The sequence below is a fragment of the Pseudomonas sp. 2hn genome, assembly GCF_019646095.1.
In the GTDB taxonomy this organism is placed as follows: Bacteria; Pseudomonadota; Gammaproteobacteria; order Pseudomonadales; family Pseudomonadaceae; genus Aquipseudomonas; species Aquipseudomonas peradeniyensis.
This window is the reverse complement of sequence record NZ_CP081016.1, coordinates 3,172,648-3,196,223: the sequence shown is the minus strand read 5'-3', so window position 1 is coordinate 3,196,223 and position 23,576 is coordinate 3,172,648. Positions and strand designations below refer to the sequence as shown.

At 66.5% G+C, this 23,576-nt stretch carries 22 protein-coding genes and 2 pseudogenes; 9 read left to right on the top strand and 15 right to left on the bottom strand.

From position 1 onward, the window contains the following. Window positions 1-51: 51 nt before the first annotated feature. The 5 genes from peaA to K2O50_RS14395 all read left to right on the top strand — a co-directional run bounded on the left by peaA (window position 52) and on the right by K2O50_RS14395 (window position 6,394). A complete protein-coding gene (gene peaA, locus K2O50_RS14415; protein WP_050705336.1) occupies window positions 52-1,617 on the top strand; it encodes a quinohemoprotein amine dehydrogenase subunit alpha in 1,566 nt (521 codons plus the stop codon). Window positions 1,618-1,652: 35 nt separating this feature from the next. Next, a complete protein-coding gene (peaB, locus tag K2O50_RS14410) occupies window positions 1,653-3,083 on the top strand; it encodes a quinohemoprotein amine dehydrogenase maturation protein (RefSeq protein ID WP_050705337.1) in 1,431 nt (476 codons plus the stop codon). Window position 3,084: 1 nt separating this feature from the next. Beyond that, on the top strand, window positions 3,085-3,408 hold the full coding sequence (qhpC, locus tag K2O50_RS14405; RefSeq protein WP_050705338.1) for a quinohemoprotein amine dehydrogenase subunit gamma: 324 nt from the start codon (window positions 3,085-3,087) through the stop codon (window positions 3,406-3,408). A gap of 19 nt (window positions 3,409-3,427) precedes the next feature. Next, window positions 3,428-4,549: a quinohemoprotein amine dehydrogenase subunit beta gene (peaD, locus tag K2O50_RS14400; protein ID WP_050705339.1), complete on the top strand. Its 1,122-nt coding sequence runs from the start codon at window positions 3,428-3,430 to the stop codon at window positions 4,547-4,549. 162 nt (window positions 4,550-4,711) lie between these two features. Beyond that, a complete protein-coding gene (locus K2O50_RS14395; protein WP_050705340.1) occupies window positions 4,712-6,394 on the top strand; it encodes an AMP-binding protein in 1,683 nt (560 codons plus the stop codon). Window positions 6,395-6,397: 3 nt separating this feature from the next. Here K2O50_RS14395 and K2O50_RS14390 read toward each other — a convergent pair whose 3' ends face one another. The 3 genes from K2O50_RS14390 to K2O50_RS14380 all read right to left on the bottom strand — a co-directional run bounded on the left by K2O50_RS14390 (window position 6,398) and on the right by K2O50_RS14380 (window position 9,413). Further along, window positions 6,398-6,955 carry a TetR/AcrR family transcriptional regulator gene (locus K2O50_RS14390; RefSeq protein WP_050705341.1) on the bottom strand — a complete coding sequence of 186 codons (558 nt, stop codon included), beginning with the start codon at window positions 6,953-6,955 and terminating at the stop codon, window positions 6,398-6,400. A 219-nt stretch (window positions 6,956-7,174) separates the two neighbouring features. Next, window positions 7,175-8,326: an acyl-CoA dehydrogenase family protein gene (locus K2O50_RS14385; RefSeq protein ID WP_050705342.1), complete on the bottom strand. Its 1,152-nt coding sequence runs from the start codon at window positions 8,324-8,326 to the stop codon at window positions 7,175-7,177. A gap of 16 nt (window positions 8,327-8,342) precedes the next feature. After that, window positions 8,343-9,413, bottom strand: a complete 1,071-nt coding sequence (locus tag K2O50_RS14380; protein WP_050705343.1) for an enoyl-CoA hydratase/isomerase family protein — start codon at window positions 9,411-9,413, stop codon at window positions 8,343-8,345. A 406-nt stretch (window positions 9,414-9,819) separates the two neighbouring features. Here K2O50_RS14380 and K2O50_RS14375 point away from each other — a divergent pair, with 406 nt between their 5' ends. The 3 genes from K2O50_RS14375 to K2O50_RS14365 all read left to right on the top strand — a co-directional run bounded on the left by K2O50_RS14375 (window position 9,820) and on the right by K2O50_RS14365 (window position 13,632). Then, window positions 9,820-10,668 (top strand): helix-turn-helix transcriptional regulator, encoded by an 849-nt coding sequence (locus K2O50_RS14375; protein WP_050705344.1) that lies wholly within the window; start codon window positions 9,820-9,822, stop codon window positions 10,666-10,668. A 68-nt stretch (window positions 10,669-10,736) separates the two neighbouring features. Further along, entirely contained in the window at window positions 10,737-12,227 is a 1,491-nt protein-coding gene (locus K2O50_RS14370; RefSeq protein WP_050705345.1) for an aldehyde dehydrogenase, read from the top strand. A 22-nt stretch (window positions 12,228-12,249) separates the two neighbouring features. Further along, window positions 12,250-13,632: an aspartate aminotransferase family protein gene (locus tag K2O50_RS14365; RefSeq protein ID WP_050705346.1), complete on the top strand. Its 1,383-nt coding sequence runs from the start codon at window positions 12,250-12,252 to the stop codon at window positions 13,630-13,632. A 103-nt stretch (window positions 13,633-13,735) separates the two neighbouring features. Here the strand turns inward: K2O50_RS14365 and K2O50_RS14360 are convergent, their stop codons facing one another. From K2O50_RS14360 to K2O50_RS14325, 8 genes are all read right to left on the bottom strand, one after another. Further along, window positions 13,736-14,143 carry an ACT domain-containing protein gene (locus K2O50_RS14360; RefSeq protein WP_050705347.1) on the bottom strand — a complete coding sequence of 136 codons (408 nt, stop codon included), beginning with the start codon at window positions 14,141-14,143 and terminating at the stop codon, window positions 13,736-13,738. A 102-nt stretch (window positions 14,144-14,245) separates the two neighbouring features. Next, entirely contained in the window at window positions 14,246-14,734 is a 489-nt protein-coding gene (locus tag K2O50_RS14355; protein ID WP_050705348.1) for a DUF2878 domain-containing protein, read from the bottom strand. A gap of 3 nt (window positions 14,735-14,737) precedes the next feature. After that, window positions 14,738-15,997 carry a cyclopropane-fatty-acyl-phospholipid synthase family protein gene (locus K2O50_RS14350; RefSeq protein ID WP_050705349.1) on the bottom strand — a complete coding sequence of 420 codons (1,260 nt, stop codon included), beginning with the start codon at window positions 15,995-15,997 and terminating at the stop codon, window positions 14,738-14,740. After that, a complete protein-coding gene (locus K2O50_RS14345) occupies window positions 15,972-16,781 on the bottom strand; it encodes a DUF1365 domain-containing protein (RefSeq protein ID WP_050705350.1) in 810 nt (269 codons plus the stop codon). The genes K2O50_RS14350 and K2O50_RS14345 overlap by 26 nt, the downstream gene beginning before the upstream one ends. Next, a complete protein-coding gene (locus tag K2O50_RS14340) occupies window positions 16,778-18,025 on the bottom strand; it encodes an NAD(P)/FAD-dependent oxidoreductase (RefSeq protein WP_050705351.1) in 1,248 nt (415 codons plus the stop codon). Before K2O50_RS14340 ends, K2O50_RS14345 begins: the two co-directional genes overlap by 4 nt. A 6-nt stretch (window positions 18,026-18,031) precedes the next feature. After that, complete coding sequence (locus tag K2O50_RS14335) at window positions 18,032-18,784, bottom strand: SDR family oxidoreductase (RefSeq protein WP_050705352.1); 753 nt, start codon at window positions 18,782-18,784, stop codon at window positions 18,032-18,034. Next, on the bottom strand, window positions 18,781-19,203 hold the full coding sequence (locus K2O50_RS14330; protein ID WP_050705353.1) for a nuclear transport factor 2 family protein: 423 nt from the start codon (window positions 19,201-19,203) through the stop codon (window positions 18,781-18,783). Before K2O50_RS14330 ends, K2O50_RS14335 begins: the two co-directional genes overlap by 4 nt. 105 nt (window positions 19,204-19,308) lie before the next feature. Further along, complete coding sequence (locus K2O50_RS14325; protein ID WP_050705354.1) at window positions 19,309-19,755, bottom strand: PAS domain-containing protein; 447 nt, start codon at window positions 19,753-19,755, stop codon at window positions 19,309-19,311. A 153-nt stretch (window positions 19,756-19,908) separates the two neighbouring features. Between K2O50_RS14325 and K2O50_RS14320 the strand changes: the two genes are divergently transcribed. Next, complete coding sequence (locus tag K2O50_RS14320) at window positions 19,909-20,796, top strand: MerR family transcriptional regulator (RefSeq protein ID WP_050705355.1); 888 nt, start codon at window positions 19,909-19,911, stop codon at window positions 20,794-20,796. Window positions 20,797-20,803: 7 nt separating this feature from the next. Here K2O50_RS14320 and K2O50_RS14315 read toward each other — a convergent pair whose 3' ends face one another. The 4 genes and pseudogenes from K2O50_RS14315 to K2O50_RS14300 all read right to left on the bottom strand — a co-directional run bounded on the left by K2O50_RS14315 (window position 20,804) and on the right by K2O50_RS14300 (window position 23,313). Continuing rightward, the gene (locus K2O50_RS14315) at window positions 20,804-21,733 is read right to left on the bottom strand and encodes a malate dehydrogenase (RefSeq protein WP_050705356.1); all 930 of its coding nucleotides are present in this window, start codon (window positions 21,731-21,733) and stop codon (window positions 20,804-20,806) included. 239 nt (window positions 21,734-21,972) lie between these two features. Then, window positions 21,973-22,386, bottom strand: a pseudogene (locus tag K2O50_RS14310) (anti-sigma factor domain-containing protein); the annotation flags it as partial. Between the two features lie 2 nt (window positions 22,387-22,388). After that, window positions 22,389-22,679 (bottom strand): annotated as a pseudogene (locus K2O50_RS14305) (sigma-70 family RNA polymerase sigma factor); the annotation flags it as partial. A gap of 100 nt (window positions 22,680-22,779) precedes the next feature. Then, on the bottom strand, window positions 22,780-23,313 hold the full coding sequence (locus K2O50_RS14300) for a DUF3455 domain-containing protein (protein WP_050705357.1): 534 nt from the start codon (window positions 23,311-23,313) through the stop codon (window positions 22,780-22,782). Window positions 23,314-23,576 lie beyond the last annotated feature (263 nt).

The following is a 23,576-nucleotide window of genomic DNA, read 5'->3' as shown; positions in this document are numbered from 1 at the left end:
TGTATCCAAGCGTGCGAATAACGATAAGAACAACACCGTGGAGGTCTGACCTTGAAGACGACTCGACTCCGGCGGCAAGCGGGCACCCTGGCGCTGGTCGCCACCGCACTGCTGTCCGCCCAGGCCATGGCGGCCGAGCAGGGCCCGAGCCTGTTGCAGAACAAGTGCATGGGTTGCCATGTCCCCGAAGGCAACGACAGCTACAGCCGCATCAGCCACCAGCGCAAGACCCCGGAAGGCTGGCTGATGAGCATCGCCCGCATGCAGGTGATGCATGGCCTTTCGATCAGCGACGACGAGCGCCGCACCCTGGTCAAGTACCTGGCCGACAAGCAGGGCCTGGCGCCCAGCGAGACCGAGGGCGTGCGCTACGCCATGGAGCGCCGGCTGAACACCGTCGAGCACTTCGACGATCAGCTCAGCCAGATGTGCGGCCGTTGCCACTCCGGCGCCCGGGTCGCCCTGCAGCGGCGTCCGGCCAGAGAATGGGAACACCTGGTCAACTTCCACCTCGGCCAGTGGCCGTCCCTGGAGTACCAGGCCCAGGCCCGTGACCGCGACTGGCTGGACATCGCCCTCAAGCAGATGGTGCCGGACCTGGCCAAGCGCTTCCCCCTCGACAATCCGGCCTGGGCCGAGTGGCTCAAGGCGCGGCCCGAGTCCAAGGTCCTGGCTGGGCATTGGGCGTTCAGCGGCCACATGCTGGCCAAGGGCGACGTGCGCGGGGTGATGACGGTCAGCGCCGAGCAGGGCGACACCTTCAAGGTCGAGCTCAAGGGCGCCTATGCCGACGGCACGCCGTTCAACGGCAGCGGCTCGGCGATCCTCTACAACGGCTACGAATGGCGTGGCAACGTCAAGGTCGGCGAAGCCAACCTGCGCCAGGTGTTCGCCGCCATCGACGGCCAGATGAAGGGCCGCATGTTCGAGGCCGAGCACGACGAGCGCGGCCTGGACTTCAGTGCCGCCAAGGCCGGCCAGGGCCGCCTGCTGGCGGTGCAGCCAGCGTTCATCAAGGCCGGTGGCGACAGCGAGATCAGCCTGGTGGGCAGCGACCTGTCCGGCAAGCCCGACCTGGGCGCGGGCGTTGAGGTGACCGAGGTGCTGGAGTCGACGCCGACGCTGATCCGGGTCAGGGCGCGTGCCGCCCAGAACGCCGCGAGCGGCCAGCGTGAAGTGGCGGTCGGCGCGCTCAAGGGGGGGACGCTGGCGGTGTACGACAAGGTCGAGGAGGTCAAGGTGGTGCCGGCATTCTCCATTGCCCGCATCGGCGAGAACGGCGCCTCGGTGCCCAAGGTCCAGGGCCGCTTCGAGGCCGAGGCCTGGGGCAGGGACGCCAGCGGCCAGCCGCTGCGCATCGGCTACCTGCCGGCCAGCTGGAAGGTCGAGCCGTTCAACGAACGCGCGGTCGAGGACGAGGACGTCAGGTTCGCCGGGCAGATGCAGGCCGATGGCGTGTTCGTGCCGGGCGGGGCAGGGCCCAACCCCGCGCGCAAGATGATGACCAACAACGCCGGCAACCTGAAGGTGATCGCCACCCTCGCCGACGGCGGCCAGCAGGGCGAGGGTCACATGATCGTCACCGTGCAACGCTGGAACAATCCGCCACTGCCATAGGCATCAACTGACGCATCGAATCCCGGGAGGTCGCCATGGGCGCACTACTGAACCTGGTCGAACGCAACCTGCACGAAGTGCAGGTGGATGCCGACCGCATGCTGTTCCATATCCCCAGCAGTTCGCTGTTCGCCGCCGACGCGGTGACCGGCGGCATCATCGACACCTTGCGCCGCCAGGGCTGCTCCGCCGAGGAGCTGATGCAACGCCTCGGCCAGCAGTTTTCCGGGCAGGACATCGAGGAAACCCTGCGCGAGCTGATCGCACTTGAGGTGGTCAGCGACGGCTCGCCGCTGACCCCGGAGATCGCCCTGAAACAGGTCGAGCGCACGGCGCTGAACACCGTGGTGCTCAACGTCAACACCGGCTGCAACCTGAGCTGCACCTACTGCTACAAGGAAGACCTCGACAAGCCCTCGGCCGGGCGCAAGATGAACACGGCCACCGCCGAGGCCTCGGTGGAGATGCTGCTCAAGGAGTCGCCCGACGAGCAGCGCTACAGCGTGGTGTTTTTCGGTGGCGAGCCGCTGTCCAACCGGGCGCTGATCGAGCACATGGTGGCCTACTGCGAGCGGCGTTTCGCCGAAGCGGGCAAGCAGGTCGAGTTCATCATGACCACCAACGCCACCTTGCTGACCGAGGAGATCGTCGACTGGCTCGACGCCCACCGTTTCGGTTTGTCGGTCAGCATCGACGGGCCCAAGACCGTGCACGACCGCAATCGCATCACCGTGGGCGGGCAAGGCACCTACGATGTGGTGCGGCGCAAGGCCGACATGCTGCTGTCACGCTACCGCAGCCGGCCGGTGGGGGCGCGGGTCACCCTGACCCGAGGCATCACCGACATCGAGACCATCTGGAACCACCTGTTCAACGAACTGGGGTTCGCCGAGGTCGGTTTCGCCCCGGTGACCTCCGGCGACATGGCCGACTACAACCTCACAGGCGACGAGCTGGTGCAGGTGTTCGCCAACATGAAGGCCCTGGGCCGGCGCTACCTGGAGGCGGCGCTGGAGCACCGAAACATCGGTTTCTCCAACCTGCACCAGCTGATCACCGATATCCACGAGGGCCACAAGAAGGCCCTGCCATGCGGGGCCGGGTTGAAGATGCTGGCGGTCGACCACGAGGGCGAGCTGAACCTGTGCCACCGTTTCACCGGCTCCAGCCTGCCGACCTTTGGCAGCGTGCACCAGGGCGTGAAGCAGGCGCAGCTCAACGACTTTCTCTCGCAACGTCTGGACCGCAGCGGCACCGGCTGCGACAGCTGCCGCATCCGCAACCTGTGTTCCGGCGGCTGCTACCACGAGAGCTATGCCCGCTACGGCGATCCGCAGCACCCGACCTACCACTACTGCGAGCTGATGCGCGACTGGGTCGACTTCGGCATTGAGGTCTACAGCCGCATCATGGCCGCCAACCCGGCCTTCATCGATCGCTACATCACTCCCAGGAAGGCGCACTGACATGAAGCACCTCAAACCGCTGAACAACAAGGCGCGCATCCTTGAACAGGCCGCCGCCGAAGACCGCGTCGACGAAGTGCTGGCCATGAGCGCCGTGGCCGGCTGCACCGCCACCACCGACCCGGGCTGGGAAGTGGATGCCTTCGGCGGCGTCAGCTCGTTGTGCCAGCCGATGGAGGCAGACCTGTACGGCTGCTCCGACCCTTGCTGGTGGCCGGCCCAGGTGCCGGACATGATGAGCACCTACCAGGACTGGAACGCCCAGGCGACCAACTCCGCCGAAGACTGGCGCAACCTCGGCACCGTATTCCCGAAAGACAAATAGAACGACAAGGGGAAACCGCATGAAAGCTGGATTCTGCGCGCAGCTCGCGCTCACCGTTGCCGCCACGGCCTGTGCCTGGGCGGCCCAGGCAGATGATGCAGGCCCGGCCTTGAAGGCCGGCCATGAATACCTGATCGCCACCAACTACCCGAACAACCTGCACGTGGTCGAGGTGGCCAGCGACACCCTGTACAAGACCTGCCGCATGCCCGATTCGTTCGGCCCCGGCACGGCGATGATGGCGCCGGACAACCGCACGGCCTACGTGCTGAACAACCATTTCGCCGATATCTACGGCATCGACCTGGACAGCTGCAAGACCACTTTCCACGCCAACCTCTCCAGCGTGCCGGGCGAGGTCGGCAAGGCCATGTACTCCTTCGCCATCAGCCCCGACGGCAAGGAGGTCTACGCCACGGTCAACCCGAGCCAGCGCCTGAACGACCACTACGTGGTCAAGCCACCGCGCCTGGAGGTGTTTCGCACCAGCGACGGCCTCAACGCCAAGCCCGTGCGCAGCTTCCCGATGCCGCGCCAGGTCTACCTGATGCGCGCCGCCGACGACGGCAGCCTGTACGTGGCCGGGCCGGACATCTACAAGCTCGACGTCAAGACCGGCAAGTACAGCGTCGCGCTGCCACTGCGCAGCTGGAACCGCCCGGGCTACAGCGCGCCGGACGTGCTGTACTTCTGGCCGCACCAGAGTTCGTTGCATGAGTTCTCGATGCTCTACACCATTGCGAAGTTCAAGGATGCCAAGCAGGACCCGGCCACCGCCGAGCCGCTGTACGGCTACCTGAGCATCGACCTGAAGACCGGCAAGGCCCACACCCAGGAGTTTGCCGAGCTGACCGAACTGTACTTCACCGGCCTGCGCTCGCCCAAGGATCCGAACCAGATGTACGGCGTGCTCAACCGCCTGGCCCGCTACGACATCCAGCAGAAGAAACTGGTCAAGGCCGCCAACCTCGACCATACCTACTACTGCGTGACCTTCGACAAGGCCGGCGACAAGCTCTACCTGGGCGGTACCTTCAACGACCTGGCGGTGTTCGACCCGAATACGCTGGAGAAGGTGAAGAACATCAAGCTGCCTGGTGGCGACATGTCGACCACCACGCCGCAGGTGTTCGTTCGCTAGAGGACCGGGATTACACATCCCCGTGTAGGAGCGGCCTTGCGCCGCGAAAGGGGCGCGCAGCGCCCCCGGCGATTTCAGCGTCACAGCGAGATTGGGGCTGCTTTGCAGCCCTTTCGCGGCACAAGGCCGCTCCTACAGGGATCGCACAACAAGAGAGCCCCTATGCCCCAGCCCAGCCATACCCAAGGCTCAAAAGCCATTCCATTGCTCACCCACTGCATCGGCGACGCCTTCGACGCCACCGTCGCCCGCTTCCCCGACCGCGAAGCCCTGGTGGTTCGCCACCAGCACCTGCGCTACACCTGGCGGCAGCTGGCAGACGCCGTCGACCAGCAAGCCCGCGCCCTGATCGCCCTGGGCCTGCAGGCCGGCGATCGCCTGGGCATCTGGGCACCCAACTGCGCCGAGTGGTGCATCACCCAGTTCGCCAGCGCCAAGGTCGGCGCGATCCTGGTCAACATCAACCCGGGCTACCGCACCAGCGAGCTGGAGTACGCCCTGGGCCAGTCAGCCTGCCAATGGGTGATCTGCGCCGACGCCTTCAAGACCTCCGACTACCACGCCATGCTGCTGGACCTGGTACCCGAGCTCGGCGCCTGCCGGCCGGGCGAGCTGCACAGCGCGCGGTTGCCCGAGCTGCGCGGGGTCGTCAGCCTGGCCGCCACGCCCCCGAATGGCTTCCTGGCCTGGCCGGCGTTGCAGGCTCGCGCCAGTGAAACCGACGCCGGGCAACTGGCCGCACGCCAGGCCAGCCTGCACCGGCACGAGCCGATCAACATCCAGTACACCTCCGGCACCACGGGATTCCCCAAGGGCGCGACCCTCAGCCACCACAACATCCTCAACAACGGCTACATGGTCGGCGAAAGCCTCGGGCTGACCGAGCACGACCGGCTGGTGGTGCCGGTGCCGCTGTACCACTGCTTCGGCATGGTCATGGCCAACCTCGGTTGCATGACCCACGGCAGCACCCTGATCTACCCCAACGACGCCTTCGATCCGCTGCTGACCCTGCAGGCCGTTGCCGAGGAGCGCGCCACCGCGCTGTACGGCGTGCCGACCATGTTCATCGCCGAGCTCGACCATCCGCGACGCCACGAGTTCGACCTGGGCAGCCTGCGCACCGGCATCATGGCCGGCGCCACCTGTCCGATCGAGGTGATGCGCCGGGTGATCGACGAGATGCACATGTGCGAGGTGCAGATCGCCTACGGCATGACCGAGACCAGCCCGGTGTCGTTGCAGACCGGCGCCGCCGACGACCTGGAGCGCCGGGTGACCAGCGTCGGCCGCACCCAGCCGTGGCTGGAGAGCAAGGTGATCGACAGCGCAGACGCTACCCTGGCACGCGGCGAGATCGGCGAGCTGTGCACCCGCGGCTACAGCGTGATGCTCGGCTACTGGAACAACCCCAAGGCCACCGCCGAGAGCATCGATGCCGATGGCTGGATGCACACCGGCGACCTGGCGGTGATGGACGACGAAGGCTATGTACGCATCGTCGGCCGCAGCAAGGACATGATCATCCGTGGCGGCGAGAACATCTATCCGCGAGAGCTGGAGGAGTTCTTCTTCACCCACCCGGCGGTGGCCGACGTGCAGGTGATCGGCATCCCCTGCAGCCGCTATGGCGAGGAGATCGTCGCCTGGATCCGCCTGCACCCGGGGCAGGCACTGGGCGCGGACGAGCTGCGTGACTGGGCGCGGGCGCGCATCGCCCATTTCAAGGTGCCGCGGCATATCCGTTTCGTCGACGCGTTCCCGATGACGGTGACCGGCAAGGTGCAGAAGTTCAGGATGCGCGAGATCAGCATCGAGGAACTGGCCGGCGGCACAGATCGCTAGTCATCAGCCCTGTGGCCGGGCACCGTTGAGGAACAGCTGCTCGACCGTCTGCGCGGTGTTGGCGCTGGCGGCGCGGCCACGGTGCTCGGCATCGACCATGCCGTAGATCAGGGTCATGAATATCTCGGTGAACACTGCCGCGCTGATGTCGATGCGCAGCACGCCCAGCTGCTGGGCACGCAGGAAGAACGCGTCCATGGCCTGGATATAGGCCTGCCAGCGCAGGTCCTCGGCGTCGTTGAGCAAGGTGTCGGGGCGGTACTGGAACATCAGGAACATCAGCAGTTCGCGGTGCTTGAGGTGTTCGGCGATCAGGTGGCGAATACCGGCCAGCGGTTCGATGCGCTCGAGGTCGGCTTCGAGGATGACCTGGTTGAGCACCTGCTCGCCGTGGTCTTCCAGCAGCTTCACCAGGTTATCGCGGGTGCCGCAGAAACGGTGCAGGGTGGCCTTGCTGACCCCGGCGGTTTCCGCCAGCTCCTTGAGGGTGGCGCGGGGGTGGACGACAATGGCCTGGGCCAGGGCTTTGAGCAGGCGCTCTTCCTGGAGGGGTCTACGCATGTGGGACCTCGAGTCGGGGTTCGGCGACGAAATATCCACAATTGTATCATATGAGACGAATAAATCTCATAAAGGGCCGCGCGTTCCCTGTAGGAGCGGCCTTGTGCCGCGAAAGGGCCGCGCAGCGGCCCCGGCAATTTCAGCGTCATGCCTGGATTGGGGCTGCTGCGCAGCCCTTTCGCGGCACAAGGCCGCTCCTACAGAACCTTATGCCTCGCCTCACACCGTGTAATGCTTCAACTCACGCGCAATCAGCATGCGCTGGATCTCGCTGGAACCCTCGTAGATCTGGGTAATGCGCGCATCGCGATAGTACTTCTCCACCGGGTAGTCTTCCAGGTAGCCGTACCCGCCATGCACCTGGATCGCCATCGAGCAGACCCGCTCGGCCATCTCCGAGGCGAACAGCTTGGCCTGGGAGGCCTCCGACAGGCAAGGCTTGCCGGCGCTGCGCAGGCGCGCGGCATGCAGGATCAGCAGGCGAGCAGCGTTGACCTGCACCTGCATGTCGGCCAGCAGGTTGGCGATGCTCTGGTGCTCGTTGATCGGCTTGCCGAACTGGATGCGCTCGCGGGAGTAGGTCAGCGCCGCCTCGAACGCCGCGCGGGCGATGCCCAGGGCCTGGGCGGCGATGCCGATGCGCCCGCCTTCGAGGTTGGACAGGGCGATGGCCAGGCCCTTGCCGCGCTCGCCCAGCAGGTTGGCGGCCGGGATGCGGCAGTCGTCCAGGGTCACCGCGCAGGTGTCGGAGGCGCGGATACCCATCTTGTGCTCGCTGCGGTCGACCTTGAAGCCTGGGTTGTCGGTCGGCACCAGGAAGGCCGAGAGGCCTTTCTTGCCCAGTTCCGGGTCGGTCACGGCAAAGACGATGGCCAGCTTGGCGCGGCGGGCGTTGCTGACGAACTGCTTGGCGCCGTTGATTACCCACTGGCCATCGACCAGCTCGGCGCGGGTACGCAGGTTGTGGGCCTCGGAGCCGGCCTGGGGCTCGGTCAGGCAGAAGCAGCCGATCGCCTCGCCGCTGGCCAGCCGCGGCAGCCAGGCCTGCTGCTGCTCGGGGGTGCCGTAGGCCAGCAGCGGGCCGCAGCCCACCGAGTTGTGAATGCTCATCATCGCCCCGGTGGCGCCATCGGCGGCGGAAATTTCCTCCACCGCCAGGGCGTAGGCGACGTAGTCGGTGTAGCTGCCGCCGAACTGCTCCGGGGCGACCATGCCGAGCAGGCCCAGTTCGCCCATCTTGCGTACCACGTCATCGTCGATCCAGCCGGCCTTTTCCCAGGCCTGGGCATGGGGCGCGATCTCGCCGCGGGCGAAATCGCGGGCCATGTCGCGGATCATGATCTGCTCTTCGCTCAGTTCCAGGTCTTGCATCTGTGTACTCCCGGGCTCACAGGCCTTCGAAGAATTGGTCGACCCGCTGGGCAGTGAGGCCGGCGAGGGTCGGCGGGTTCCAGCGGGGTTGCTTGTCCTTGTCGACGATCAGGGCGCGCACGCCTTCGATGATGTCGCCGTGGGCGAACCACTGGCGGTCGATGTGCAGTTCCATGGCGAAGCAGTCTTCCAGGGCCAGGTGGCGGCCGCGGCGCAGCAGCTCCAGGGTGACGGCCATGGCCAACGGCGAGCGGGTTTCCAGCAGGTCGGCGGTGTCCAGCGCCCATTGACGGCTGTCGCCGATGGTCACGGCGCGCAGTTGCTCGATGATGCTTTGCAAGTCGGGCAGGGCGAAGAAGTGGTCGATCACCGGGCGCAGTGTCGCCAGCGGCGCGTCCGCCAAGGTCTGGGTGCCGAGCTTGGCGAGCAAGCCTTGCAGGTCCTTGAGCGGGTTGGCGCCGAAGGTCAGGCGGTCGAGCCCGTCATCCAGGGCCGCGAGCTTTTCACTGTCGACGTACCAGTCGGCCAGGCCGCAGTAGAGGGCATCGGCCGCCTTGACCTGGCTGCCGCTGACGCCCAGGTAGATACCCAGCTCGCCCGGTACCCGGGGCAGGAAGTAGCTGCCGCCGACATCCGGGAAGTAACCGATGCCTACCTCGGGCATGCCCAGGCGGCTGCGTTCGGTGACGATGCGCAGGTCGCAGCCCTGGGCCAGGCCCATGCCGCCGCCGAGGGTGAAGCCATCCATCAGCACCAGCACCGGCTTGCGGTAGCGGTGGATGCACAGGTCCAGGGCGTATTCCTCGACGAAGAAGTCCTCGTGGAGTTTCTCGCCGGCCTTGTAGCTGTCGTGCAGCGAGCGGATATCGCCACCGGCGCAGAAGCCCTTGGGGCCCTCGCCACGCAGCATCACGGCGTGCACCTGCGGATTCTGGGCCCACAGGTCGAGGTGGTGCTGCAGGCTGCGCACCATGTCCAGGGTCAGGGCGTTGAGGCCGGCGGGGCGGTTGAGGGTGAGGTGGCCAATGTGGTTGCGGACCTCGGCCAGTACTTTATCCGTTGCCGAGGGTTGAGCGTGCGCGGTCATCGCGGTCTCCCTGCTTTGTTATTGATTTTCCAAGTGAAGTCCTGGAATGCGCGGGCGGATCGATTGATCCTGTCATGCAAAATTACCCTGCACAATTGGCAAATCTGCAGGGCTACCCTGCATTTTTGTCGCCATGCGCATTCCAAGTCTGATGCAGCACTGTAGCAATTCCACGCCCCCTGTAGGAGCGGCCTTGTGCCGCGAAAGGGCCGCGCAGCGGCCCCGGCGATCTACGCATCAGTATTGAAATCCTGGGGCCGCTGCGCGGCCCTTTCGCGGCACAAGGCCGCTCCTACAGGGGGCGTGCAGCAATTGAGACTGGCTGCTCACCCCGAAGGGTGATAGCCGCCCCGTCCCCCCCATGAAACAATCCCGTCCAGCACTCACCCTGGCGGGGACAATACCAATGAGCAACGCCCAGCTGAATTCGCCCGACTGGTACGCGCAGATGGCCCGCGTGGTCGACGCCATCGGCACGCCCGGCTTCGTCGAGGCGTTGTTCGCCGCCCTCAACCAGCTGGCGCCATGCCAGGCCATCACGGTGTTCCTGTACCCACGCAAGGGCCTGCCTTCGGCACTGTTCGCAAAGGACGACGAGGGGCCCTGGCTGCCCGAAGGCAACGTGCAGAAGTACCTCGAAGGCTACTACCTGCTGTGCCCGTTCTACCGCGCCTGCATGGACGGCATGCCCGCCGGCTGCTACCGCCTGAGCGATGTCGCGCCCGACCATTTCAAGCGCAGCGAGTACTACACCTCGTTCTACCAGCATGCCCACCTGGAGGACGAGCTCAACTACCTGGTGCCGCTGGACGCCCAGCTGTCCATCGCCGTGGCCCTGGGTAGTACCCGGCGCCTGGGCAGCCGCCAGGTGGCCGAGCTCAAGTGCGTCGCCGCCTGGGTGGTGGCGGTGGTGCGCCGGCACTGGGGGCAGTTGCATGCCGAGGCCCTGGGCGGGCGCTTCGAGAGCGCGCTGGGGCGGCAGATCAACGCCGCGCTGAACAATTTCGGCTCCTCCTTGCTCACCGAGCGTGAATGCCATATCGCCCAGTACCTGCTGCGCGGCCATTCCACGCGCTCGCTGGCCGAGCGCCTGGGGATCAGCGAAGACACCGTCAAGACCCATCGCAAGAACCTCTACGCCAAGCTCGACATCGCCACCCAGGCCGAGCTGTTCTCGCTGTTCATCGCCTCGCTGGCCCAGGCCCAGGAAGGCCTGAGCAAGGACCCGCTGGAAAGCTATCTGCGACGGCGCTGAACCACCGTTTCACCTCATCCAGACAACGACAATCACCGGCCCCGCGTGTGGCCGGAGGGGAGACCTGCGTGCATACGAAAAGCGATTGGCAGCAGCGCGCTGCACGGCAAAGCTTCATCACCACCGCGTTGATCGACGGCCGCCCGGTGGCGGCCCGTGATGGCGCCACCTTCGCCGCCGTCAACCCGGCAACCGACCGCTGCCTGGCCCAGGTCGCCGCCTGCGCCGACGACGAGATCGACCAGGCGGTGCGCGCTGCCCGCCGGGCCTTCGAGCACGGCCCTTGGGCACGTATGGCGCCGGCCGAGCGCAAGCGTGTGCTGCTGCGCCTGGCCGAACTGATGCTGGCCCACCGCGAGGAACTGGCGTTGCTCGACTCGCTGAACATGGGCAAGCCGGTGATGGACGCCTACAACATCGACGTGCCGGGCGCCGCTCATGTGTTCGCCTGGTACGGCGAGGCACTGGACAAACTCTACGACCAGGTCGCGCCGACCGCCGCCAGCGCCGTGGCAATGATCAGCCGCGAGGCGTTGGGCGTCATCGGCGCGGTGGTGCCGTGGAACTTCCCGCTGGACATGGCCGCCTGGAAGGTCGCCCCGGCGCTGGCCGCAGGCAACAGCGTGGTGCTCAAGCCTGCCGAGCAGTCGCCGTTCTCGGCCCTGCGCCTGGCGGAGCTGGCATTGCAGGCCGGGCTGCCGGAAGGCGTGCTCAACGTGGTGCCTGGCCTGGGTGAAACCGCGGGCCGCGCCCTGGGGCTGCACCCGGACGTGGACTGCCTGGTGTTCACCGGCTCCACCCAGGTGGGCAAGTACTTCATGCAGTACTCGGCGCAGTCCAACCTCAAGCAGGTCTGGCTCGAATGCGGCGGCAAGAGCCCGAACCTGGTGTTCGACGACTGCCGCGACCTCGACCTGGCGGCGCAGAAGGCGGCGTTCGGCATCTTCTTCAACCAGGGCGAGGTGTGCTCGGCCAACTCGCGGCTGTATGTGCAGCGCTCGGTCCATGACGAGTTCGTCGAGCGCCTGCTGCGCCAGGCCCGTGAATGGCTGCCGGGCGACCCGCTGGATCCGGCCAGCCGCGCCGGTGCCATCGTCGATGCCGGGCAGACCACGCGCATCGAGGCGGCCATCGCCCAGGGCCGGGCCGACGGCGCGCGCCTGCTGTGCGGCGGTGAGCGGCTGAGCGTCAACGGCTCGCAGAACTTCATCACGCCGACGATCTTCACCGATGTGCGCCAGGACATGGCCCTGGCCCGCGAGGAGATCTTCGGCCCGGTACTGGCGGTCAGCGCCTTCGATGACGAGGAGCAAGCCATCGCCCTGGCCAACGACAGCGTCTACGGCCTGGCCGCCTCGGTCTGGAGCGACGACCTCAACCGCGCCCACCGCGTAGCCCGGCGGCTGAAGGCCGGCACGGTGTCGGTCAACACCGTCGACGCCCTGGACGTCACCGTGCCGTTCGGCGGCGGGCGCCAGTCGGGCTTTGGCCGCGACCTCTCGCTGCATTCGTTCGACAAGTACACCCAGCTCAAGACCACCTGGATCCAGCTGCGCTGACATTCACCCGAGGAGAACAATAATGAACGCACCTTTCTCGCCCAAACGCGACACCCACGACTACCAGGCCAGCGACGCCGCCCACCACATCCACGCCTTCCTCGACCAGAAGGCGCTCAACGCCGAGGGGCCACGGGTCATCACCCGGGGTGAGGGCCTGTACCTGTGGGATAACGACGGCCGCCGCTACCTGGACGGCATGTCCGGCCTGTGGTGCACCCAGCTCGGCTATGGCCGCAAGGACCTGACTGCCGCCGCCGCCGCGCAGATGGACCAGCTGGCCTACTACAACATGTTCTTCCACACCACCCACCCGGCGGTGATCGAACTGTCCGAGCTGCTGTTCAGCCTGTTGCCGGGTCACTACAGCCACGCCATCTACACCAACTCCGGCTCCGAGGCCAACGAGGTGCTGATCCGCACCGTGCGCCGCTACTGGCAGGTGGTCGGCCAGCCGCGCAAGAAGATCATGATCGGCCGCTGGAACGGCTACCACGGCTCGACCCTGGCGGCCACGGCGCTGGGCGGGATGAAGTTCATGCACGAGATGGGCGGGCTGATCCCGGACGTGGCGCATATCGACGAACCGTATTGGTTCGCCGCAGGTGGCGAGCTGACCCCGGCCGAGTTCGGCCGCCGCTGCGCCCTGCAACTGGAGGAGAAGATCCTCGAGCTGGGCGCCGAAAACGTCGCCGGCTTCATCGCCGAGCCGTTCCAGGGCGCCGGCGGCATGATCTTCCCGCCCGAGAGCTACTGGCCGGAAATCCAGCGCATCTGCCGCCAGTACGATGTGCTGCTGTGCGCCGACGAGGTGATCGGTGGCTTCGGCCGCACCGGCGAATGGTTCGCCCACCAGCACTTCGGTTTCGAGCCCGACACCCTGTCCATCGCCAAGGGCCTGACCAGCGGCTACGTGCCCATGGGCGGCCTGGTGCTGAGCAAGCGCATCGCCGAGGCGCTGGTGGAGCGGGGCGGGGTGTTCGCCCACGGCCTGACCTATTCCGGCCATCCGGTGGCGGCGGCGGTGGCGGTGGCCAACCTCAAGGCCCTGCGCGACGAAGGCATCGTGCGCCAGGTCAAGGACGACACCGGGCCGTACCTGCAGCGCATCCTGCGCGAGGTGTTCGCTGATCATCCACTGATCGGCGAGGTGCAGGGCGCCGGGCTGGTGGCGGCGCTGCAGTTCGTCGAGGACAAGGCCACGCGCAAGCGTTTCGCCAACGAGAACGACCTGGCCTGGCAGTGCCGCACGTTCGGCTTTGAAGAGGGGGTGATCATTCGCTCCACCCTGGGTCGGATGATCATGGCGCCGGCGCTGGTGGCCAGTCGTGGCGAGCTGGATGAGCTGGTGGAGAAGACCCGGATCGCGGTGGATCGGGTGGCGGGGATGGTGGCAAAGCGTTGAGGCCCCATCGCGGGGCAAGCCCGCTCCCACGAATCGCGTGGGAGCGGGCTTGCCCCGCGATATATTCTTAACCCTGGATGAACAGCCGCGCGGTGAACCTGACTTATGGGTTTCCAGCGTTGTCTGACAGCGCCTTCAACACCGCCATGGCGCTCTGGGCATCGTCCACGCCGACAAAGATGTGGTCATGGTAATACGCCGCCACCACATTGCAGCTGATGCCTGCCTTGCCCAGCGCGGTGGCGAACGCTGCAGTCAGGCCCACGGCCTCGAGTGAAGAGTGGACGGTCAGGGTGATCCAGGCGCACACGTAGGTGTAGGGTAGCTGCATCGCGTCCGCGACCTTTCGCTCCAGGATGACCGTCCAGCCTTCGCGCTCCCTGAAACTGCCGACAATGTTCAGGTCCTGCAGCTGTGAGGTGTCGGTGACTGTGGCAAAGACATACTCGCCCTCATTGAGCAGGGGGCTCATGGACTGGAGGAGTTTTTCAATCGAGGTTTCGCCATGCATCGTGTGGGCTCCTGGAGTGGTGAGCCGGCAGTCTAGAGCGTTCACCGGGGACGATTGAAATTAGCATTGCACGCAGGGCATTAGGACAATCGATGGCTTCGCTCAGCGCCACGCGGCCAGGCGCACCAGCGAGGGCAGCAGCAGCGCCCAGATCGGCGCCAGCAGCAGGGCGGTGGTGACCGCTCCCAGCGGCAGGTCGACTTGCGCCAACCGGGCACCGGCCAGATAGGCCAGCGGTCCGCCCAAAGCCCCCAGCACCGCCCCACGCGAGAACGGCTGGCCGGCCCAGGCCAGGCTATGGCGCAGGCCGCTGGCCAGCACCAGCCAAAGCATCGCCAGCCACAGGGGTAGCGGATGGCTGTCGAAAGTAAACAAGCCAATCGCGCCCAACAGGCTGTCCACCAGGCAGCCGGCCAGCGTCACGCGCAGTAGCGCCCAAGCCTCGCCAGGGCGATCCCGGCACAGGTATACATGCACCGCCATGACCGGCGGCACCACCAGCAGCAACCCGGGCCATCGCGCGCCGAGCACGCACAGCCACCAGCCGGCCTGCAGCCACAGGACATTGGCGATCAGCCAGCCACGGCGCATGGGTCAGTGCCCGGGCAATGGAGCGCGGCGTGCCAGGGGAGCTGCCCATAGCAACTGGGCGACGCCGATGGCGCGTTCCTCGAAGCCGCCCTGGCAGTAGCACAGGTAGTACTCCCACAGGCGCTGGAACATTTCGTCGTAACCCAGCGCCGCCAGCACACCACGTGCCTGGCGCAGGTTGTCGCGCCAATGGCGCAGGGTGCGGGCGTAGTCCAGGCCGAAGTCCTCCAGGTGCACGAGGTTCAGCCCTGTCTGGCGGCTGGCGGTGTCGAGCAGCACGCTCAGCGACGGCAGGGCGCCGCCGGGGAAGATGTAGCGCTGGATGAAGTCCACCGAGCGACGGGCCTGGGCATAGCGCTGGTCGCGGATGGTGATGGCCTGCAGGAGCATCAGCCCGTCAGGCTTGAGCAGTGTGGCGCACTGGCGAAAGTACACGGGCAGGTAGCGGTGGCCGACGGCTTCGATCATCTCGATAGACACCAGCTTGTCGAAGCGGCCCTGCAGGTCGCGATAGTCCTGGCGCAACACCGTCACACGGTGTTCCAACCCCAATGCCTGGACGCGCTGGAGGGTGAAGGCGTACTGGGCCTCGGAGAGCGTCGTGGTGGTGACCCGGCAGCCGTGTCGGGTCGCGGCGTGGATCGCCAGGCTGCCCCAGCCGCTGCCGATCTCCAGCAGGTGATCCTGCGCACCCAGTTCGAGCTTGTGGCAGATCTGCTCCAGCTTGTTCAGCTGGGCGTGCTCCAGGGGTTGCTCGGGGTGCTCGAACCGGGCCGCCGAGTACATCATGGTCGGGTCGAGCAGGTGTTCGAACAGGACGTTGCCCAGGTCGTAGTGGGCCAGGATATTGCGTTTGGCGCCGCGCCGGTTGTTGCGGTTCAGGCGATGCAGCAGGCGCAGCAAGGGGCGGCCCAGGCGCGCCAGACCACCTTCCAGAGCGTCCAGTACCTCCAGGTTGGCCACGAACAGCCGGGTCACGGCCGCCAGGTCCGGGCTGTGCCAGTAGCCGTGGATGTAGGCTTCGCCGGCACCGATCGAGCCATTGCCGGCCACCAGGTTCCAGGCGGCACCCTCAAGAATTTCCACTTCGGCCTGCAACGGGCTGTCGGTGTCGCCGAAGTTCCATTGCCGTCCCCGCTCGCACAGCCGCAGGTGGCCGTGGCGCAGCTTGCCCAGTTGCGCCAGCACCGCGCTGCGGGCCAGCCCACCCAACAGCGGTGTGAGGCCTGCGGATTTGCTAACGCTCAGGGTGGGGTTCGACATGGTCGGGCTCCTCTTGGCGATGGCCGAGCACCAGGGTGCCCTGGCTGGCGGTGTGGTCGTGGACGGGAGTGCGCTTGAGCAACAGGCGCAGGGCTTGCCAGTAGATGGCTGAAACGGTGCGCAGGCTCATCCAGGGGAAGGACAGCAGGTAGCGATACAGCGCGGCGCTGTCCAGGGGCTTGCGGCGCAAGGCGAGGTCGGCTTCGAAGACCTTCTGGTCGTCTCGCCAGTTCTCCATGTGCACGTGAATCCGCTGCGCATCCAGATGGAAACGCAGGTGGTAGTCCATGGCCATTGGCAGGAACGGCGACACGTGGAAGGCCTTGGCCATGATGAATGGCTGGCCAAGACCGTCCCGCACCGGGAGCACATAGTGAAAACGCTCGCGCCACGGCGTGTTGCGCACTTCCAGCAGAATCGCCGTCAGTTGCTCGTCGCGGTCATGGCAGAAGTACAGGCTCACCGGGTTGAACGACAGCCCCCAGCTGCGCAGCTGGGTCAGCAGGCGCACCGGGCCTTCGGGAACCTGGCCGGTGGCCTGGGCGACCAGCCGGCGGGCGGCCTGGGCCAGCGGCTCGCCCTTGCCGGTCAGCGCCGGCAGGTAGTCGGTCTCGCGCCAGCTCAGGGGCGCCAGCCGCCAGCGCCCCACCCAGCGCGACAGGCCCAGCAGCCGGGCCTGCTCGTCGAGGTCCAGGTAGAACATGCCGATTCGGTAGCGGAAGGCATGCGGCCGGGGCCCCAGGCGCCGATGGCTGACCCAGCCCGGGCACAGGCTGCTGTTCACAATTGCTCTCCGAAGTGCTCGGCGACCTTGAGCGCACTGACCACGCCGTCCTCGTGAAAGCCGTTGCCCCAGTAGGCACCGCAGTAGTAGCTGTGGCGCTGGCCCTGCAGCTCGGCCTGGCGGGCCTGCGCGGCGCAGGCGCCGAGGCTGTACTGGGGGTGGGCGTACTGGTAGCGGGCGATGATCTGCGCCGGGTCCACCTGCGCGGTCTGGTTGAGGCTGACGCAGAAGGTCACCGGGGCCTGGATGCCCTGCAGGATGTTCATGTTGTAGGTCAACGCGGCCGGGGCCTGTTCGGGACCGCCCAGGCGGTAGTTCCAGCTGGCCCAGGCCTTGCGCCGGCGCGGCAGCAGGCGGGTGTCGGTGTGCAGCAGCACATCGTTGCTGGCGTAGGTGATGGCCCCGAGCACCGCGCGCTCCTGGGCGCTGGGTGCTTCCAGCAGGGATAGGGCCTGGTCGCTGTGGCAGGCGAACACCACGTTGTCGAAGCGCTCGCTACCGGCTTTGCCGTACAGGGTGACGCCGCCGTCGTCGCGGCTCACCCGGTCGACCTTGCACGCCAGGCGAATGCGCTCGGCGAACGGCCGGCACAGCGGTGCGACATAGCTGCGCGAACCACCCTCGACGACCCGCCACTGCGGCCGCCGGTTCACCGACAGCAGCCCATGGTTGCGACAGAAACGCACGAAGAACTGCAGGGGAAAACCGAGCATGTCCGTCCGTGACATCGACCAGATCGCCGAGCCCATCGGCACGATGTAGTGCTCGACGAAGCGCCGGCCATAGCCCTGTGCCTGGAGGTAGCCGCCCAGGGTGGTGGACGGATCGATGCGCCCGTCGTCCAGGTCGGCCAGGGCCTGGCGGTTGAAACGCAGGATGTCGCGCAGCATGCCCCAGAACCCCGGCGACACGAGGTTGCGCCGTTGCGCGAACAGGGTGTCGAGGTTGTGGCCGTTGTATTCGAGGCCACTGTCCGGGTCATGCACCGAGAAGCTCATCTGGGTCGGACGCGAGGCGACCCCGAGCTGGTCGAGCAGGCGGATGAAGTTCGGGTAGGTCCAGTCGTTGAACACGATGAAGCCGGTATCCACCGCGTGGCGTTCGCCGTGCCAGGGCACTTCGACGGTATGGGTGTGGCCGCCGATCCAGTCGTCGGCCTCGAACACCGTGACTTCGTGGCGGCGCGACAGCAGGTGGGCGCAGGTCAGGCCGGCGATGCCGCTGCCTATGATCGCGATACGCATGGCGGGCTATTCCTGTGGCCGTCTAGCCAGGCGTCGACCCAGCGCCAGGCGCCAACGCGGCGGCAGCGCGCCGAGCAGGCGCAGGGCCAGGGTGAACGCGGCGGGGAAGTTGATTTCCAGTGGCCGCCCGGGCAGGCGTCGGGCGATATGGCGGGCGGCGCGTTGCGCTGTCCAGCGCTGGGGCATGGGGAAATCGTTGCGCCGGGTCAGGGGCGTGTCGACGAAGCCGGGGCTGACCAGGGTGACATCGATGCCTTCATTGGCCAGGTCGATGCGCAGCGATTCGACCAGGTAGCGCACGGCGGACTTGGACGCGCCATAGGCGCCAGCCCGGGGCAGGGCGAGCCAGGCCACCGAACTGCCCATCACCACGACATGCGGGCGTTCGCCACGGCGCAGCAAGGGCAGGGCGACGGCCAGGCAATGACACAGGCCCAGCAGGTTGGTGCGCACCACGCGCTCGACCAAGTCAGGGTCGAACCGACCCGGCTCCAGGTATTCGCAGGTCCCGGCGTTGAGGATGACCCCGTCCAGCGCGCCCCAGGCCTGCTGCAGTTCCCCGGCGATCAACGCCAACCGCTCGCGGTCGTCGATATCGCCAAGGGCCGCCAGCGCCTGCCCGGGAAAGCGTTCGAGCAGGGGCTCCAGGCGCTCGGCACAGCGGCCTCCCAAGGCCACCTGGTGCCCCTGTTCCAGCAGCTGCCCGGCCAGTGCGGCGCCGATGCCGCTGCTGGCACCGGTCAGCCAGTAGCGGCTCATGCCAGTCTACCCTTGAGCCAGCGGATGGCGCCGCCCATGACCGGGATATGTTCATAGAGCAGGGCACCGGCGTCGAAATAATCCTGGTGAACCTGCACCCGCTGCTGCCATTGCAGATGGCTGCAGCCCTGCAGGCTGATGGGCCGGCCACCGGACAGGCGTGGATGGCGAAAGTGCAGGGTCCAGCGCAGGTAACCCTGCCCGGGCCGGACCTCGTCGGCGCCGGTGAAGGCATAGCGGATGTCGTGGGCGTTGGCGTAGAGCTGGGCGAAGTACGCCTTCAGGGCCGGCAGGCCCTCGATCCGGTGCAGCGGGTCGCGAAAGCTGACATCTTCGCTGTACAGGTTTTCCAGCGAGTCCAGATTGCCCCGGTGCAGGCGGGCGAAGTATTCGGCAAACTGCTGCAGGTAGTCTGACATGCGCGGCTCCGGGCAATCCTGTACAACGATGGCGAGTTGTACAGTTATGACTGAAGCCTAGGACTAAAATTGTACAAACACAATCTTCTTGTACAGCTTTTGTCGTCAGCGTCCGGCTGCCGCCAGCGCCTCGCGCAAGCGCGCGACCTCCGCTTCCAGTTCGCGCACTTTCTCCTCGGCGGCCACCTGGGCCGTGACATCGCGCTGGATACCGATGTAATAGGTCAGCTGGTCGGCTTCGTTGCGTACCGGCGTGATCGACAGCTCGTTCCAGAACGGGCTGCCATCCTTGCGGTAGTTGCGCAGCACCTGGCGGCAGGGATGGCCTGCGCGGATCGCCTGGCCGATGGCGGCGACGCCCGGCTGATCATGGTCGGTGCCCTGGAGAAAGCGGCAGTCCTGGTAGAGGATGTCGTCCGTGGCGTAGCCGGTGAGCCGTTCGAAAGCGGGGTTTACGTAGATGAGAATGCTGTCGTTGCCCTCCTGCTCGGCGACGACGATGCCATCGTTGGACTGTTCGACCATCAGTTGCAGGAGTTTCGCGTTGATCATGGAGCTCACCTGTCGGAACGTGGATGCAAATGCGCAGCGTAGCTACCGTGCGAGAGCCTCGGGCGCGTTTGCCGACCATGATGACCCAAGCAGGCTCGCCGCAACAGGTGCCCATGGGTTTAGAATGTGCTCACATCCATTCGAACCCTGGCCATGACCGACACCCCTTCCTTCGACTTGCTGCCCATGCGCGACGTGGTCAGCCTGACCGGCATCAACCCCGTGACATTGCGGGCCTGGGAGCGCCGCCATGGCCTGATCAGCCCACAGCGCACCGAAGGCGGGCACCGGCTGTACACGGCCAGGGATGTCCAGCGCATTCGCGACATTCTGCGTTGGACCGGCAACGGCGTGCCCATCAGCAAGGTCGGCGGGTTGCTCGCCGGCCAGCCCGAAGCGCCCCCCGCGCAGGACGATGCCTTCCACGACTGGCGCCAGGCCGTTGTCCGGGCCACCAAGGCGTTCGACGCGCAGGCGCTGGAAGGTATTCATGGACAGCTGTTCACGCTGCTACCCAAGGCCGCGGTGATGCATGAGGTGTTCATGCCGGTGTGGCGTGAACTGGCCGAGGGCGAGGCTTTCGGCGAGCGCAGCCAGTGGCTGTTCCTGGATACCTTCCTGCGCGCCCGTCTGCTACTGCGCCTGCACATGAACCAGGCCGATGCGCCACGGGTGCTGCTGGCCGGCGCCGAGGGCCTGGCCGACCTGCAGTTGCTGTGTGCCGGCCTGCTGCTGAGCGATCGACGGCAACGCGTTGAAGTGCTGGGCTGTGGCCAGCCGCTTGAGGAGCTGGCGCTGGTGTGCGGAGCAATCCAACCCGCGGTGCTGGTGGTCGCGGTGCAGGGGCCGGTAAGCGCGGCCTTGGCGAAACGGCTGCGTTCGTTGCAGATGGAGATTCCTTGTCCGCTGGCCTTGGTGGGGGAGGGGTTGGGCGCTTCGCAGGAGGTGTTGCAGGGGATTCCGATGTGTCTGCTGGATGAGCTTGACCCGCAGGCGCCCGGCATGCTCGATGCTCTGCTCAGGGGCGCCCTGGACCTGTGACGGCTACCTACAGCGCTTTCATCTCCGCAATATCCCGCGCCACCTGATCTGCGGAGCGGTCGAACATCGCCTGTTCCTGCGCATCCAGCGGCAGTTCGATCACCTTCGTGATGCCTTCGTCGGAAAGCACGCAGGGAACACCCATGGCGATATCCGTGCGTCCGTACTCGCCCTCGAGTATCGCGACCGCCGGCAGGATGCGGTTGCGGCCGTTGGCAATCGCATCCACCATCTGCGCGATCGCCACGCCCGGTGCATCGCAGGCGCTGCCGACCTTCTTCAGGGCAAGGATCTCGCCGCCACCTTTACGGGTACGCTCAACGATCTGCTCGATCTGCTCACTGGACAGCAAGTGCGCCAGCGGCACCGCACCGACCGTGCAATAACGCATCAACGGCACCATGCTGTCGCCGTGCCCGCCCAGGACCAGCGCCGTGATATCCCGTGCCGAAAACCCGGTCTGCTCGGCGATGAAACACTTCATGCGCGCGGTATCCAGCACCCCCGCCTGGCCGAATACCTTGTCGCGGCCCAGGCCACTGAGGCTCCAGGCCCGGTAGGTGAGCACATCGACCGGGTTCGACACCACCAGCACCGTCGCGCTCGGCGCATGCTGTTTCACATCGCGCATGATGCCGTCGAGTATCGGCAGGTTGGTGGCCAGGACATCCTGGCGCGACTGGCCAGGCTTGCGCGGCACGCCCGCGGTGATCACCACCAGGTCGGAACCCCGCAGCAATTGGGCATCCGACCCGCCGTGCACCTTGGTATCAGAGCCTGACTCCACCGCCGCCTGCCAGACATCCAGTGCCTTGCCCTGCGCCAGCTCGCCCTGGACGTCGATCAGCGCCAGTTCACGGCAGAGGGCCTCCCGGGCGATGACCTGGGCCGCTGCCTCACCGACGATACCGGCACCCACGATTGATAGTTTGTTCATCTCGCACCTCCTCGCGGCTTGCGTCATCAGTGACACGCTCGCCTGTACAGGGAAGTATTGACCGCCCGGGCGAAAAGGCTACCCGCAGGTGGAACTCAAGATTGGCCGGGGTCGCTTTGCGACCCTTTCGCGGCACAAGGCCGCTCCTACAGGCGACCGCGTGCCCCTGTAGGAGCGGCCTCGTGCCGCGAAAGGGCTGCAAAGCAGCCCTGGCAATTCTCAACACCTTGGCCTGGTCCTCAGAGCACTTTGACCGCCCGCCCGATGAACTGCACAGGCCCGGTCGGAAGTCCGCTGGCAGAGCCACCCACATTCTCCAGGGTCAGCTCGAACAACTGGTTGGGCTCAACCGCAGGCAGGCGCTCCAGCGGCACGGTGACCTGCTCCCCGGGCTTGATCAGCCCGAGCGAGATGGGTGCTGGCCATTGTTCACCCTTGGTCCAGAACTGCAGGACCTTATCTCCCGGGACCTCGGATTTGCCCAAGGGAATCAGCTGGACGTTGTCAGGGCCACGGGCCTGGACTACCCAGCCAGGTGCCTGGGTGGCGGGTGCCACCAGCACGACCATATAGGTGGTGGCAGGCGACTGAACCGTCAGCAGTGCAAGACCCAGCAACAGGCTGGCCGCCATGCCGGCACCAGCCAACCCTTGCCTTCACGGCGGGTATCGCGCACGAAGTTCAACGCCAGGTGTCGGGTCAGGCTGTACACCCAGCCACGCGCCGAACCACGTGCCGGATCGAAGCTGTCCGCGCGGGTCCAGATGCGGATGAAGGCGTCATGGACGATGTCCTCGGCGGTGGCGTGGTCGCGGGCTATGCGCCGGGCCACGCCGAGCAGCCGGGCACCCTCCTGGTCGTAAAGCGCCTGCAGGGCGCCGCGATCGCCCCTGGCACAGGCCTGGAGGCAGCGCTCGTAGTCGAATGGTGTCGTGGGCAGGTTCAAGGTCGGGCCGATCCTCATGCTATCGGGAGCCCCGGCCGGTCGGCCGGGGACTGTCGATGAGCGTAGTTCAAGGGTGCTGGCGCGCCTTGCGCACAGGCCCTCAGTTGGCGGCCCAGAAGATGTAGTCGGCCTGGTACTTGACGATCTGCTTCTCGCCCTTGTTCTGCGCCGTGCAGGCGGTCTGCGGGGCGACACCGCCACGGGTGGCCAGGCGCTGGACGAAGCTGACGCCGCTCATGGCGCCGTTGCCCTCGGCGGGATTGGCCTTGACCAGCTGGTACGGCAGGTCACCCTTGGCCGCCGGGGCAATGGCCAGCTGCGTGCCGGTGATCTTCGAGCCGTCCTTGGCCTGCCAGGTGGCGGGCGGGCCGAAGTAGTCGCCCACGGCCTTGCCGGTCCGGTCCTTGAGCACGGCCTTCGGGCCGACGAAGGTCCATTCGGTTTGGCCAGGGGCATCGGGCTTGTCGCGGCATTCGTAGGTGATCTCGCCGACACCGACGGTTTCCAGCGCTACCTTGTGGCCGTCCGGCACCTTGACGGCATCGGGGACCCCGGTCTGGGCGTGGGCGGTCGGCAGCAGCATGGCCAGGGCGAGGCCGCAGGCGGGCAGGAACGAAACGTGTGCGATGTTCATCGAGCGATCTCCTGGTGGGGACTTGGCAGGGCATTCAGGTGTTGCCCTGAGGTGAGTACCCACAAGGACGCGATCTGGATGCACCCAGACGAAAAAAGAGAGCCTTGGCCGACAGCGCGCAAGGTGGCCAGCGCTCTTCCTCCGATGTCGAGCGCTCATCGGGCAATGGCGTTTTTTTACGCTTTCTTTATGCCGGCCTTTGCAGGTTGAGAAGATACTGGCGCGGCTTTTTCTGTCCCCCGCCTGCCTGCCCGCATTCAGTG